Source organism: Streptococcus mitis, from assembly GCF_008763935.1.
Classification (GTDB): Bacteria; Bacillota; Bacilli; order Lactobacillales; family Streptococcaceae; genus Streptococcus; species Streptococcus mitis_DB.
The window spans coordinates 1-15894 of the sequence record NZ_VTQF01000008.1; the positions used below are offsets into that span (position 1 = coordinate 1).

Genomic DNA, 15894 nt, shown 5'->3' on the forward strand with positions numbered 1-15894 from the left:
ACTTGCTAGTAAAGAATACTTATCGTCACTATCAAATAAGTTCCGATTGACTGAGGCATTCAAATATCCAAATTGACCTATAAAGCGGTTATAGTCACGATTGAGTTTGCTAAGTAATACTTGAAAATCTGTCCGATTATAGTCTTGATGGCGTTGAATTTCAATTAAGGCTTGATAGGTCTCTCTTAAATCAACCATTCCCTTAATCCGACTAATATCCTTATCCGATAAGGGGCTTTCATAAAAGACCGTTTTTTTGAACAAGCCCTTATATTTCCCTCTTTTACTCGCTTCTTCTGACTTGTATACATCTAGTGCTTCCTCATCTGTCAAATGAAGTTGCACGAATCGATCTATTTTATGTTCAGACAAAGAACTGTCCCAGGCTTTAAACTCTCCCTTCTCGTCTACATAATAACTAATTTCGTCCACTTTTGAACTTTTCCGAATGCCATGCGTATCTCGGTAATAAATTTGATTTCCCTCATATCCAAAAGAATAGAGCGCTAAGTTCTCACGGATACGACTTGGGATAGAATTATCCACTTCTTCTTGGATAAAAACAGGTGCTTTCAAAGAATTGTCAATTGGTTTAGGTGCGTCCACATTCTCTAATGCTTTCATTATGTCAGTAGCTAATGTTTCTGATTCCCCCTTAACATTGAGAGTTCCTCCATTAAAATTGCGTACCTCATATTCACCCAAAACTTGTGTATTGTATTTCCCATCAAAATAAGGATTGATCCAGACACGCTTATCTTCCTCAAAAGGAATAGAGCCGCTAAAAACAAGCTCCTCCTCATGAAGATTCTTTGCTTGATCCTTTTGAAAGAAGAGGAGGTCTGTGGTCACTCGAGTACCTGCAATCTTTTTAAAAGCCGTATCCGGCAAACGAACTCCCCCTAAAAAATGAGTGCTTGATTTAATCTCTTGTAAGACATTATCTGTCCGCTTATCCATTGTACCAATAGATGAGATAATCGAAACTTGTCCTCCATCTCTTACTAAATCAAGTGAGTGTTTGACAAAGTAATCATGAATCATATAAGGTTTATCATAGTTTTTATCTGCAATGCGAAAATTGCCAAAAGGAACATTCGTTAAGACTAAATCAAAACTATTATTTTGATAGGGAACTTCTTCAAATCCTCGCACTTCAATATGGGTATTGGGATGGAGTTGTTTTGCGATTGCGCCTGTCACACTGTCTAATTCAACCCCATAGAGTTCTGATTTATCTCGTATACTTCTAGGCATCGCCGCAAAGAAGTTCCCTGTCCCCATAGAAGGATCTAAAATTCTTCCTCCCTCAAAACCATCATCCAGTAATTTTTGCCAAATCTGGCGAATAATCATTGGATCTGTATAATAGGCTGTGAGAGAACTTTGTTTCATGGTCGAGTATTCTGATTTACTTACTAAGCTCCTAAGAGTTAAACGTTCTGTTTCATACTTTGGATTGAGTTCATCGAAAAATTCATTGGCAAGGCCACCCCAGCCAACATACTTGGCTAGTAGTTCTTGTTCTTCTGGATTCGCTTGTCTTCCCTCTCTTTCTAATCTTTTAACAAGATCAATTGCGGCGATATTCGTTTTAATTTTTTCACGATTTGTCTTAGGATAAAAGTCCTCTAAATCATCTGGAAAAACAAAATCTTGAACAGGGACATCCGTCTCTTCTATACCTGAACTAAGTGGTGTTGATTCTGTTTCCTTTGCCTTTTCTTCTTCCAGATAGGAAAACAAATCTATTTCCTGACTTTCACTTGATGAACCAATCTCAATCTCTGAATCTTCTTTTTCAAGTTCTACATGAGACAATACTTGTTCAATCTCTTCCAAACTGTTCAAGTATAAGATAGGATTCTCTTCAAATAACTGCTTGGAATCATTGAATAGCTCTAGGCGAACTAAGTCATTTAACTGTGCATTTTCAATCGAAATCAACTGAAATACTTGTCCTTTATAACTTACTTGTGAACCGATTGGATATTCCCTCAAAGCTTCTTCTACAATTTTATCTACTTTAGATAGGGAATGAACTTCCACATTTTCTTCTACCTGGTCAATATTATCTACAGGTAAGACTGCTTCCTCTACTTGCTTAGACTTTTCGCTTTTAGCTTTTACTTCATCAAAATGAGTAATAATCTTCAGCTTTTGTGTCAGTGGGAGTTGTGTGTAGTTTTCTTCATGATGGACAAGATCCGTAACAGTATCTAAAGTAGCCATCAATTCTGAACCCAAATAGGCTAGAACATCTCCTTCTTTTTCTTCAAAATGAATCTCAAGAACCTCTTTTTTTAGTTCTTTGGAATCAACCATTAGAAGAAACTCCTCTATATCTCTACTAATGCGGTCAGATAGATTATTCGCAACCCGATAGACATTGACTAAATTGACATCCTGTTTCTGATGAAATACAAGCTCACTTAGTTGTTCTAGTTTTTCTTTTTCAGATTGGATGTAAAATCGAGTGGAAAGGTTATAGGTTGCGACTTCTAGCACCAAGTTTTTCTCAAAATTGCTTAATTGAGATAATTTACTTAGACCTGCTTGTCCAAAATTTCTTGTGTAACTTTCTAAATCTTGGTCATTATTTTCAGAACTGGCCTCTAGAAAAGAAACAATATCTTGATGAAACGAATAGACATGAGGTATCTCTTCTATCTTCCCCTCTTCAGTCAAAAAACTCTCTACCAAGTCCTGCCATTTCTCATCAAAATGTTGCGCTTGATAACGAAGGAATAAGTCCATTTTCTCTCTATCTTTGGGAATTGTTCCACGAAACATAGCCAATAATTGCATTACTTCCATTACTTCCATACTCGCTCCTTTCATCTATACGAAAATAGGAGAATCACATGATTCCCCTACAACTCTATCTCCATTTCAACCTCTTGAGGACTGGTTTCTAAATCACTAGACAAAAGAGAAACGGCATCTGTTCTCTTGTAGTAAGTATATAAGTCTTCTAGGTCTTGTTGGTTTTCAATCCCTGTTTCAATACTAATCAGAGCCTGTATAAATTCCTTGTAGTGACTCTCCATCATATCTGAAATCTTTTGTTTCATTTCCATAAATACTGATGACGGTTCCGTTAGACTTGTTTGGTCTATGTCTTGTAAATCCTTTTCTAAGGGATTGGTTCCTTCTTCTATTTCCACTAAATCTGAACGACCATCACCATCAGAATCTGCGCTAAGAGGATTGGTTCCTAGCGCCAATTCTTGAGCATCAGTTAATCCATCTTGATCCGAATCACGTTGATAAATGGCTTCCATATACTTCCTTCTTTCCTAGTTAATCTTTTTTCACTCCAATCCTATCAAATATTCCTTGAAAGAAGTATCACAACAAAAAAAGAGAACGAGCCAAAACTGCGTTCTCCTTAAAATGTAAAACATTACTATTAAAGTAAAAAAGACGACTTACAGAACCTGTAAGCCACCTAGTCAGTCGGTTTATTCTGGTGTCTACCACCGCTTGGCCCTTGAGATTTCAAAAACTCATAAATATGTTTTGCTCATTCAAACTCATCCCCACCAAACTGACTAATTGCTGGTAAAATAGTAGTCTGAAGTTGAATGACTTTTGGGAAATAAAATTGAGGATTGACATACACCAATTTTTCTTTCTTGTTCTTATACTTTTGATAAGAAACTTTCAAACCTGTATTATCTGGTGTTTCACCGATAACATCACCCGTTAGAACTCTTGTCCCCTCAATCGCACGGCCATTATGAATGGAATATAAGGTTAAGCGACTCCCATTCTCTCCTTTTCCGTTAGTGATAATAAAAAAGGAGGACTTCTACACTTTGGCGTAAAAAGTCCTCTTTTAGAAATGTATTCTTTTTCTATTATATTATTTAATAACGCATAAAAATTTTCCTAAACGAAATATCTTACTTTCACACGATAAAAGAAATTCACATACACTTATATTTTCTATTATCATGTCATGATATTTCATATTTTTATCTCCTTACATCTTTAAATCTCCTTTATTTTGATTTTTCAAATATGAGTATCACTATGGATATTTACAAATATATAACATTGTCAGCTATCGAATTTAAAAATTCTTGGTCATGTGAAACAATGAATATTATTTTCTTATCGCTTTTACATTCGTTGATCAGATGGGATATGTTCATCATATTGCAATAATCCATTCCACTAGTAGGCTCATCAAAAAACATAAGTTTAGATTTTTTACATAGTACAGATGCAATTGCTACCCTTTGCTTTTGTCCACCTGACAAGCTCATTGGATGACGATCTTTTGATTCATATAAATCAAGTTTTTTCAGAATATTTTCAACATAACTACTTTCAATATTTTTTATTCCAAGACCTACTTCACTTGCAATAGAATCGGTAAAAAGCTGATGATTAACATCCTGCATTACAAGGGATGATATTTTTAGCCTATCTGATTTTGAAAGTCTTTTGCCGTCCAAATAGATTTCATCCTTCGATTTTCTTTCTAAGCCTATAAGGCATCTGAGCAAAGTGGATTTACCAAGTCCGTTTGTTCCTACTATGCCGTAAATTTTTCCCATTTCAAAAGAGAGGTCTTTTAAATGCAATTTTTTATCTATGCCATTAAACTTAAATTCAATGTTTTTTACTTCTAAATTTCCCTTATTTTCATTTTCGGGTACTGTAAGTTTTACTCTATTCTTATTTCTTAAACCTAACTTCTTTAGCTTTTCAGACGGTATTTTCATAAAATCTATTTGAGTATATTCCTTTTGTATTTCCCCATCTTTAATCAAAAAAACTCTATCTACAATATCCATTAGATAAAATATTCTATGTTCTGAGATTATAAGAGTTTTACCCTTATCTTTAAGTTTTATAAGCATTTCTTTTATGATTAAAATGTTTTCTTCATCAAGATTTGATGAAGGCTCATCTAAAACAATGATTTCCGTTCCAGATATATAACTTGCAGCAATACATAAAATCTGCTTTTCTCCACCCGAAAGCTTAAAAATATCTCTATTTAAAAGATGTTCTATCGGAAACAAATCCAACATATCATTTAGTCTCTCATCCATTTGTTTTTTTGAAAGTCCTATATTCTCCAAATAGAGAAGTAATTCAAGAGTAGTATTTATATTGAAAAAGTGTGTCTTTGGATTTTGAAATACATTTGATACTAAGAGCGATATTTCGTATAATTCGAGGTTTTTAATATCTTTATTATCAATCCTGATGGTACCACCCATAGAAGCTCCATCATATCGTACAGCTAACCCATTGATAGAATTTATAATTGAAGATTTTCCGCTACCACTTTTCCCAGTAAATAATACACATTCGCCTTTTTTTACATCTAAAGAAATGTTTTTTAACACTTTAGGAGAATTTCCATAAGATAGAGATAAATTTTCAATTTCTACCATAAAGCTCCTCCTATAACCATAATCAGTATTGAAAGCACATAAACAAAATCAACTGTTTTCGTTTTGACGGATATGTACCTAGTTTTTTTAACAGGATTTTCAATACATTTTGTTTCTGCTGCCTTTGCAATATCATCAGAAATATTAGAAGACATAACAAGTAAAGGCACAATTACATACTCGATGTATGAAATTGGATTTTTAAATGTAATACCCCTTATTTTCATAGCAAGTTTTATATTGTGACTTTCTTCCCTAAATGAAGGAAAAAACCTAAACATTACAGCAATTGGTATAGAAACAGTACGAGGTAAATTCATTTTATCCATTGAGGATATTACACTTCCTACATCCGATGTTTTTAAAAAAAAACTTCCCGCACTAAATGGAAGATAAAACATCTTACATACAGCAAATAGCATAAAAAACATCATTAAAATCGCATTCATATTTCTAATTACATCAAGATTAGGTATCAAAGAAAGAACCCCAAAAAATGATATGTTTTTTAAGGCTTCTTTCTTAAATCCATTCATTAAAAAAAGAAATGAAATAAGAAGCACAATTCCCCATTCAAAATAGGTATTTACTTTATAAAATACAGCAAATCCAAGTGAAAAACTTACTAAAATTTTACTAATTGGATTGGGATTATATGGATTGTCTAAAGAAACGAGCATTATACAATACCAGCTTTTTCGAAATGCTTTTTCAAAAAGACTTTACCGATATATGCGCCGAGTATCCCGCCGACAACAGCACCGATATATACTAATACCATACTTCGATAATTCAAAAGTGCTATGAGCTTCATTATATAATCGTGACCCATACCGCCTGTTTCCGCCAGTTTAATAACCTTGTCTTTAGCCAACACAACTTGCATAAGGAAACCACAAATCCAAGTGTTGAATACGGCAAATGAGAGCATATTAAATTTAAATGATTTATATTCTCCTTTTTTTCTTAAAAGTTCCGCAATTGCCATACTGATTACAGCATGTATCAATATTACATATGTATTTCCCATTGCAATTGCTAAAAGACTACAAATCAACCCAAGTATAAATAATCCCCATGATTTTTGAACTTTTGCCATAAAGAGCATTATAACTATTCCTGTTATAATGCCTGCCAGTGTAGGGTATGCCAAGTATAAAATCGGTACAATACCAATCATTCCCGAAGCAAACATAAGTACAAAATATATTACTGTAAATACACCTATCGTAACTAAATCTTTAATTCTTAATTTTTCCATTTTTATATTTTCCTTCTAAATAAGTTTTCACTGAATATTTGATTTTCTAAGCATTGCTTTATAAAATTCCGAGCTTTTACAAAGTTCTTCATCTGTCCCTATCGCTTCTATTTTTCCGGCATTTAATAAAACGATTTTGTTTGCATTTCTTATTGTTCTTAATCTATGAGCAATAACAATTGCCGTTTTTTCTTTTATAAGTTCGGATAAAGCCTCTTGAATTAGACTTTCATTTTCAACATCCAGAGATGCTGTAGCCTCATCAAGCAATATGATTGGTGCGTCTTTTAGTATTGCCCTTGCTATTGAGATTCTTTGTCTTTCTCCGCCTGAAAGTTTTTGTCCGTTTTCACCTATTACTGTATCTATTCCATCCGGCATTTTGTCTATAAATTCATAACATCTTGCTATTTTAGCCGCTCTTATAATCTCTTCATCTGTAGCATCTTTTTTACCGATTTTTATATTATCTTTTATGCTTGAATTAAAAAGAGTAACATCTTGGAAAACGATAGAGAAATTTTTAAGGAGTGTTTCCGGATCAATTTTACCGATGTCCTCTCCCCCTATCAAAATCTTTCCTTTATCTATATCCCAAAATCTTGCAGCAAGCTTGGTGAGAGTTGTTTTTCCGCTTCCGCTTGAACCGATTAGCGCAGTGATTTCACCCTGCTTTGCAGTAAAGCTCACACAATTTATTACAGAATAATCATCATATCCGAAATAAACATCCTTGAACTCAATATCGTAATTTTTAATGTCAATATCTTTTTTGCCTTTTTGAACAGGCATGGTCTTTATTTCCTTTATTCTCCCTACAACCGCATCAAGCATAACTATCATTGACATAAAGGTGATTATTCCTTCTATAGGAAGATAAATACTTGCTGTAAGCATTAAAAATGCGATATAAACCAGCGCACTTACCTCCCCTGCCATAAGCATGTTGACGCCGATAACGGCAACACTTATAATTCCAAGCTTTAAAATTGCGGCAGCTATTCCTGTAAGTGTTCCGGCTACAACTTCACCTTTCGTCTTCTGTTTTGTGGATGCATTTAATTTTTTAAAAAAATCATTTAACATCCTATCTTCTAAGTTGTAAGATTTTATTTGCTCTATCTGCTCTATATTTTCCTGTAGATTATCAAAAACCTTACGATTATCATCTATCCAGCCTTGTACTATTTTTTTCTGACTTTTCTTTGATAAAAATATAATCAAAATAGAAATGGGAATTACCCAAAGGGCTGCAAGTGCAAGTTTCCAATTATAGAAGATAAGCATTAAAGCAATAATACTTGTGGATATAGCCGTTGAATATATATGAGGTACAGCATGAGAAAAAATTGTTTCATATAAGTTCATGTCATTCATCATGGTTTCCGCAAGGTCTGCCAAATCTCTTTTACCAAAATAAGAAAGAGGTAATTTCTTTAACTTTTCCGCTAACTCAATTCTTGAATTTGCACTCTCGTTGTACACATTGGTGTAAAGTCTTACATAATCCCACCTCGCTATTAAGAACATCACAATCATCATTACTACAATTAGTGCAATATAATGAATAGAAGTAAAATTGTAACTCTCAATACTTTTTAAAATGCCTATATACTGAAACAGAAACATAAAACCGATCATTGGTGCGAACAATTTAGTTAAATTAACAAGCGTGTGTGAAAATATGGCTTTTTTTAAGTTAAGAGCGCCTTTTTCTGACATCGCATATTTTTTCATAAAATAAGAAACCATATGTTTAACCTCCTATCTTCCAATTTACGGATTTTTGATATTCTTCCCAAAGTTTTTTGTAATGCCCACTCATACCGATTAAATCTGAATGCTTGCCTTCTTCTACAATTTTCCCCTTATCAATAACAAGAATTTTATCCGCATCTACTACTGTAGATAATCTATGAGCAATCATCAATGTTGTCTTGTTTTTTGATAGCTTCTTAAAAGACTCTTGAATCAAATGTTCATTTTCAGGATCTGCAAAGGCTGTAGCTTCATCTAAAATGATAATATCTGCATCTTTCAAAAAAGCTCTCGCTATAGAAATCCTTTGAGCCTCTCCTCCTGAAAAATATGTGCCTTTAGTTCCGTAAACAGTATCAAGTCCTTTATCTAAATTTTTAATAATATCTTTAGACCCTGAATTGATTAAGGCATTGTCAATTTCTTCATTAGTTGCATCAGGCTTTCCGATTAAAAGATTATCTCTTAAACTCATTTTAAATAGTTTAGAGTTTTGAAAAACAAAAGCAATTTTTCTCATTAAAGCCTCTTTTTCAAAATCTTTTATATTAATTCCTCCAATATAAATTTCACCTGTTTTAATATCGTAAAATCGTGCAGCAAGCCTTGCTATAGTAGTTTTACCACTGCCTGATGATCCGACTAAAGCAACTCGTTCTCCTTTATTCACCTTAAATGAAATATCGTCTAATACATTTTCATCTTCATAAGAAAAGCTTACATTTTTAAACTCTATCCCAACATCAGAACTTGTTTTATTTCCATAAACAAAATCATCAAACTCAAGTATATTTTCAATTTTATCTAAAGCAAGTTCTGCAAAATAACTGTATTGTGTAATCGTCGCAGTTCTCATAATAAAAGTAGCAAATGCCGGTCCTATTAGGAAGTAAATAACAGAATCTGCAACTACATTAGATAAGTTTCCATTAAATTTTATTAAGAGTAATGCCACAGGTACCAAGAAAAATGCCGTCGATGTAGAAACGGTTTCAAACCACGACATTTTATTCGTATAACTCATAGTAAGCTTAAGTACATTGTCTTTTGTTTTTATGATTAACGAATATAACTTATCAAAGCTCTCAACACTTTGTGCAAATGTTTTAACAACAGGAATTCCTCGAACATATTCCACAGTCTGAGAGGATAAATCGGAAAGTCCTGCATAATACTCATCCTTCATTTTTTTTGTTTCGGTTGTCATCATAGATGACATCAATGTCATACCGATAATCATCGGTATCATACTGGCAAGTCCTAACTTCCAGTTAAACACGAAGAAAAATACAAGCAGGACGATTGGCGATATAATGGTCATCGCCATATCAGGAAGTTGATGCGCTATAAAAGAATGGGTTTCAGACGCTCCGGACACAATTACATTTCTTATCCTTCCGCTTTCTTTGTCATCGAAATACCCAAGCGGTTTGTTTATTAGTTTTGTTACGGAAGTCTTAATAATGTTATCTTCCACTTCAAATGCAAAAATATGGGATAAAATTAAACCTATTAGGTATATAAAAAGCCCCAGAACGGCAAAGACTGCTGCATAAATTGAATTTTCCTTTACATAATCAAAATTCACCATCCCATTTAAAATTAAGTTATTTACAATTCTATGAATATATACCATAGGCATCAAAACCATGACACCTGATACAGCAGACATAACAATAGCAATATAGAGTAAAAAACTTTTTTCACCACCGTAAGCCATTAGTCTTTTCAGTATTGATTTCTTCTTATCCTTCACTGAACAACTCCTCCTTTTTTTAAAATTAGCAAACCCTATAAATAGCCTTTTTAGACTGATTTTAGAGGCTTGTTTTCAAACTCTTTTGCAATACGCATAGTTTTTCTTGTTTTTATTTATCATTTATTTTATAATAAATGAGGATTTCAATCAATTAGATATGGCTAAATAAGTCTATTCGGGATAATGTCTATTCGGGATAAAATATAAAGCACGGAGGTATAATATGAGTGATTTTTATAACTTTGTTAAAAACTTTTTTTCTACAGATGAATCTATCGATAATACAAAATACTCCACTGTAGGACATGAATTCCGTTTTAGCACGGATAATGCAGAAGGCATATATTGGTTTTACGAGGGCGATAATTTCACTATTGATATTTATGATGTTTTCATAAAAAAAGAAATTATCCATACAAGTTTTTCTGGTTTGAATAATTTCTATTCCCTTTATTTATCTTATTTAGTTACAGCAAACGGTGAATGTTTTAATCCTTATCAAAATCTTTCTTCAAATTCACTTTATACTATAAATACAAAAAATTCTAAAGACTTTAGGTTTATACTTCACAAAAACTCTCCTTATTTAGGAATCGGTATAAATTTCAATCAGTCCATGATAGAGCAATGCCTGTCCTCTTATAAGAATAAAGTCTGTAACTATGAAGATTTATTTTTTAATACCAGCATTATAATAAACAAGCCTTTAGAAAGAATCGCAAAAGATATCCTTAATTGCAAGATGGCATCTCCTGCTGCTGAAATCTTTTTTGAGTCAAAGGCAAAGGAATGGTTAAGTATTACAATAGACTCTTTTTTAAATAAGTACAGCAATCCACTATCTATTGCCGATGATGAGGCTTTGAAAAATGTCGCCAATTATATAGACGATCATTATGCAACATCTATCTCACAGGATACTTTAGAAAAAATATCCACTATGAGCGGCACAAAACTAAAAAAGTTATTTAAGCAAAAATATCAATGCACAATTACAGAATATACTCAAAGACGGAGAATGAATATGGCGGAATTACTCCTACTGAACTCTACCCTTAAAATTCAAGATATAGCAGAGGCTGTAGGATATTCCTCTCACAGTAAATTTAGTACATGCTTCAAAAAATATAAGGGATTTTATCCCAAAGACATAAAAAAATATGCGAAAAATAATCTTTCTGATTAAATACATAAGGATTTAACTTTGGGGACGGTTGAGTTAGACCTTATTGGATAATGTTAAAGTCATAATTGGTAAACCTAAATAAATTATACGTTTAGGTCTTGTTATTATCTTGTAAAATCAGTAAAGTAGCTAATTCTACTATTTTTAGGGAGTTAGTCACAAAGAAAATCAAACAGTTAGACTGACTGTTTGAGTATGAAAAAAGCAGATAAAAAATCCCTTGAGTAAATAACTTAGGGGATTTTAAAGGTTGGGATAGGGTATTGAAAAGCTCGTACAAAGTATAATAAAAATCCCCACCAAATTTTGAAAATCTATTGAAATGTATTGAAGTTTATTAGCAGAATACATAAGTGGAAAGCTTGATTTTAATACATTTAGAAGATTAATGAAAAAGAAATATCACACTTTCATTCTTATTAAAATCCTTATAACTGTATTTTGAATGATTTTCCCCAATCAAGCATCCCTCTCTCTTATAAAATATATACATTCAGTTGTATGAAATGTAATATTGTTCTTATCAGACTTGAAACTTTTACTAATCCAACTATTTATCTTACACATTTATTTTAAACCTACAGTATCCTATTTTCTTAATATTCTACAGTGTAACACTGCATTTATATTATAACGCTAATATGTTCAGAAAAGAAATACTTTGTAAGTCAATGTCTGTTATAACGGAAATTGTTAGAGATGTCTATCATAACAGAAATTGAGATAATGTCCATAACTTCCCTGAAGATAAATTATGTAATCACAAACTATTTCATATCCAATCTAGTGTAGGTTGTTTAGAGCATATCATCAACAAAAAAAGAACGAGCCAAAACTGCGTTCTCCTTATAATGATAAAATATGTTTTATGCCACAAAAGATATGTAAACTAATCTTTTAAATAATAAAAAAGTTCCGACGTTTGTAAATGTTTTGAGTAAATTGAAATTACTTTTTGACCTTTTGGAAATACTGTCTTTCTCTTCAAATCTAATAAAGATTGAGGAACAATTTTCCTTGATGTCTCTTTCAATGTTAATGCTAGTATCTGTTTTCTTGTACGTAGAGCATAATCAAACTCCAAATACAAATAACGTCCTGAACCAGTTAGATGAACATGGTTTCCCAATAACTCCTCAATGGATCCTAAAACTTGCAACTTTTGCATCGTGGTTCCATCTTTTTTTATTTTCAACCCATCAATTATGACATGTCTATTTAAACAATCATCAAAGAAACTGCCTGCACCTTTTAGGTAATCAACACCACATAGGTGCATGAAATTAGTAGGTGAAAAATGAAGTTCAACACTTTCTATTTCCGTTTCATAATACATGATTTTGCCAACAAAGTGTTCTTTAAAAAAAGAAGCCGCAATTTGTAACTGAGTAAAAAAACGCTGAAGTTTTATTTTTTCGGTGTAATTTGGATTACGATAATCTCTAGAATTTTCCATATTTTCCTCACAAAAAAGGTGGTTTACAGAGTCTGTAAGCCACCTAGTCAGTCGGTTTATTCTGGTGTCTGCCACCGCTTGGCCCTTACGTCCAAGATTGCTATCGGATTTCGTTCTGGTGTCCGCCACCGCTTGGCCCTTATGTCCAAGATTACTATCAGATTGACCATGAGCCGACCACTCATCTACACTATTTATTCTACCTGAAAATGGTTAAAATTTCAAGTGTAAACTCTTCTATTTCGTAGTATAAGCAAAACTGATGGCACTATCTGCTTGAGAGATTTTTCTAAAGGTATAGTTAGGATTACCCCCATAGTTGGTTTCAGACACAAGGAAAGAACCATCATCATAGACTTTCTCTACAAAAGACACATGACCATAGTCTGCTGGTGTGCCATGTGTACCTCCCACAAAAGAAACAATAGCACCTGATCTTGGTATAGAGCCCGTTTCCCCTCCAAGACTTGAAGCTGTCGCAACCCAGTCCTGACCATTTCCCATGGTATTAATGATCGAAATCTTTTCTCCATTTCTTCCTTTTAATTTTAAGCCTAATTGATTCATACGAGCCGCCACACCCCATGTACATTGTCCATAGGCATAGGCCATACCATCTCCACCACCAGGAACAGAATGCTCATACAAGTCCCCACGAACCCCTTCAAGGGATTGCGGGTCACTTTTTGCCTGTCCTCCGTTTGTTTGGCTAAATCCTTTTTCAATTTGGTAATACCATTCCGTTGCTCTGGTTTGTCTTTCCAGTAGTTTGTCACCAGAATTTCCCTCCCAATAGGTAAGGAAGAGTTGGGCGAGATTGGCTGCACTACCCGTATTTCCAAAGAAATCCTTTAACCAACTTTGATAGTAAGGACTATCCCCATGAAGCATAAAATCAAGTTGGAGGTCTAAATCATACCATTTCTTATTTTGGGTGCGTGCATAATTCAATAAAGCTGTATGACGTGTTGAACCATCTGCAGTATCTGTCCATTGACCTAACCCCAAACCTCTATGAAGAATATTAGGATAAGCACCACTATAAATGGCTGGACCTCCAATCGCTAACCAGCTTTCATCATCCCATGAGGAATCGGTAGCGCCAACTGGAGGAGATAAATAATCTCCCTCAGCTCGTTTAGGATTGATAGAAGACTCTACCGACCAATTTCCTAAAATTGCCGCAATGGCTTGAGGACTTGCCCCTTGAGATTTCAAAAAATCATAAATATGTTTCGCTCGTTCAAACTCATCCCCACCAAACTGACCAATGGCAGGTAAGATAGTGGTCTGAAGTTGAATGACTTTTGGAAAATAGAATTGCGGATTGACATACACCAATTTTTCTTTCTTGTTCTTATACTTTTGATAGGAAACTTTCAAACCTGTATCGTCTGGTGTTTCACCAATAATATCACCCGTTAGGACTCTTGTCCCCTCAATCGCACGGCCATTATGAATAGAATACAAGGTCAATCGACTCTCATTCTCTCCTTTTCCGTTAGTGAGAATAACATTGTCGCCATCTAGAGATACAACTCCATCCATTGGTGCGACAATTGTTTGGTGAGCCTTAGCTTCTAATAGAATATACTCCTGAAGAGTAGGTTTACCGTCTAAATCATAGTAACCGTAACGATAAGTCATTGTTAGACTATCTTCGTTGCTTTTCCCCTCAAATGGATTGTCCAATTCCTGCATGGAAGCATACACACCCTCTTCTTTTAGTTCCTTCATCTCCTCTTGATCATCTTTCGAGAGTTTATACTTAGGAGTTTCATAGAGGTCTTGCATGGATTTCAAATCTTCCCCATCGTTTAAATCATGCCACAAAGTAGACAAATAATCCTTATAAGTTTCTGAACTAAATAAGTGAACTGGTTTGTGTAACTCATAGTCATGGAACTTAAAGTTCATATACCCCATCACATCATCAACTTTTGTGTAATAGGTAATTCCTTTGTCATTTGTGCGAGTATGTTCTGCATCTTCCCAAGTTAGGTGGGTATAAGCTTTTGTTAATTCAAATTCATCTTGTTGAATCAAACTAGCAGATGAAAATCCTAAAAAGAAGCTCATCATAAGTAAAAGAAGAAAGACTATTCCTCCAACTATCCAGGTTACAGGATTCCCAGTCGCAAATGTAAAGAAGGAAAAGGCTGCTTTTAGTTTTTGATAGATATTTCGTACACTTGTAAGACCTTGTTTCTTTAATTTTCGATACCGATTTTTAAAGGAACTTGGATTATCTTTCGCTAGTTTCCATCCTTTTCCATCCTTAAAATGATGGTATCGCTCTTTTGTGTTGGTCAGTCTTTTCTTGGTAAAACGACCTGTTGCTTGTCCTGTTTTGACACTAGCTTTTCCAAGATTATAAGAAAGCCGACTGTAGCGTTTCCCTTTTCTGATAGTCTCTTGAATCGTGCGATAGCCTTCTAAATCTTCATTTTCTGAAGCTAACTCTCCTCCTTCACGTCCAAGGACATAAAGAAAAGTTTTGGCTTTCCTACTGACTTTTTTGGACTTATAGGCTTGTTTGGTAGATTTTAGATTCTCTTTTGCGGCCTTGACTTCTTTCTTAGCTTTTAATTCTTCTAAACTCTTCCCTTGAAAGAAAAAATTGGATTTCGCTTTCGTCTCCTGACCGTAGAGAAATTTTTGATTGGTTTTTCTCTCTTTACGACTCTCTTTTCTTTCTTCTTTTGCATCTACCTTAGCTTCCTTAAATTGCTTCTTGGCTATTTTCAATCGTTTCCTAGCATGAGGTAATCGTCTGTCTCTTAATTCTTTGCGATTCAAAAGAGATGGAGGACTATTTTGAAGAATTTGATTGTAGTCTTCATTTGCTTGTTTTACTCTAGCCTTTGAAGCTTCTCTCATCTCCTCTAGCTTTTGCTTTATCTCTTTTTTCCATGCTTTTTCGTCCAGTACAGCGGAATCTTTTTTCTGTTTCCTCACCTCCTTCTTTCCTTGTTTTAAGAATTTCTTCTCATCTTTTAGACTTCTTCTAAATGCCTTTCGGGCACGTATGATTTCTCTTTTATCCTTCATTTACCT

Annotated in this window: 10 protein-coding genes and 2 pseudogenes; 2 read left to right on the forward strand and 10 right to left on the reverse strand. The window is 33.9% G+C overall.

The features are described from left to right. The 8 genes and pseudogenes from F9B91_RS09675 to F9B91_RS09710 all read right to left on the reverse strand — a co-directional run. A pseudogene (locus F9B91_RS09675) lies at positions 1-2817 on the reverse strand (N-6 DNA methylase); the annotation flags it as partial. Between the two features lie 56 nt (positions 2818-2873). Continuing rightward, positions 2874-3284: a thrombospondin type 3 repeat-containing protein gene (locus F9B91_RS09680; protein ID WP_150923180.1), complete on the reverse strand. Its 411-nt coding sequence runs from the start codon at positions 3282-3284 to the stop codon at positions 2874-2876. Between the two features lie 245 nt (positions 3285-3529). Then, positions 3530-3799 (reverse strand): annotated as a pseudogene (locus tag F9B91_RS09685) (CHAP domain-containing protein); the annotation flags it as partial. Between the two features lie 247 nt (positions 3800-4046). Then, positions 4047-5417: an ABC transporter ATP-binding protein gene (locus tag F9B91_RS09690; protein ID WP_048773348.1), complete on the reverse strand. Its 1371-nt coding sequence runs from the start codon at positions 5415-5417 to the stop codon at positions 4047-4049. Continuing rightward, positions 5411-6100, reverse strand: a complete 690-nt coding sequence (locus F9B91_RS09695; RefSeq protein ID WP_162837406.1) for an energy-coupling factor transporter transmembrane component T — start codon at positions 6098-6100, stop codon at positions 5411-5413. Before F9B91_RS09695 ends, F9B91_RS09690 begins: the two co-directional genes overlap by 7 nt. Next, complete coding sequence (locus F9B91_RS09700; protein WP_150923181.1) at positions 6097-6684, reverse strand: MptD family putative ECF transporter S component; 588 nt, start codon at positions 6682-6684, stop codon at positions 6097-6099. Before F9B91_RS09700 ends, F9B91_RS09695 begins: the two co-directional genes overlap by 4 nt. Positions 6685-6705: 21 nt before the next feature. Continuing rightward, positions 6706-8430, reverse strand: a complete 1725-nt coding sequence (locus F9B91_RS09705) for an ABC transporter ATP-binding protein (protein WP_124787608.1) — start codon at positions 8428-8430, stop codon at positions 6706-6708. Between the two features lie 4 nt (positions 8431-8434). Then, the gene (locus F9B91_RS09710; protein ID WP_049510003.1) at positions 8435-10192 is read right to left on the reverse strand and encodes an ABC transporter ATP-binding protein; all 1758 of its coding nucleotides are present in this window, start codon (positions 10190-10192) and stop codon (positions 8435-8437) included. 226 nt (positions 10193-10418) lie between these two features. On the opposite strand from F9B91_RS09710, the gene F9B91_RS09715 reads away from it, so the two are divergent. Next, on the forward strand, positions 10419-11381 hold the full coding sequence (locus F9B91_RS09715) for a helix-turn-helix domain-containing protein (RefSeq protein WP_049510005.1): 963 nt from the start codon (positions 10419-10421) through the stop codon (positions 11379-11381). An 889-nt stretch (positions 11382-12270) separates the two neighbouring features. Here the strand turns inward: F9B91_RS09715 and F9B91_RS09720 are convergent. Continuing rightward, positions 12271-12837: a PBECR4 domain-containing protein gene (locus F9B91_RS09720; protein ID WP_150923182.1), complete on the reverse strand. Its 567-nt coding sequence runs from the start codon at positions 12835-12837 to the stop codon at positions 12271-12273. Positions 12838-12855: 18 nt separating this feature from the next. On the opposite strand from F9B91_RS09720, the gene F9B91_RS11330 reads away from it, so the two are divergent. Then, positions 12856-13044, forward strand: coding sequence for a hypothetical protein (locus F9B91_RS11330; RefSeq protein WP_075202690.1), 189 nt, complete (start codon positions 12856-12858; stop codon positions 13042-13044). Positions 13045-13074: 30 nt separating this feature from the next. Here F9B91_RS11330 and F9B91_RS09730 read toward each other — a convergent pair whose 3' ends face one another. Continuing rightward, complete coding sequence (locus F9B91_RS09730; protein WP_150923183.1) at positions 13075-15888, reverse strand: phage tail tip lysozyme; 2814 nt, start codon at positions 15886-15888, stop codon at positions 13075-13077. Between the last annotated feature and the right edge of the window lie 6 nt (positions 15889-15894).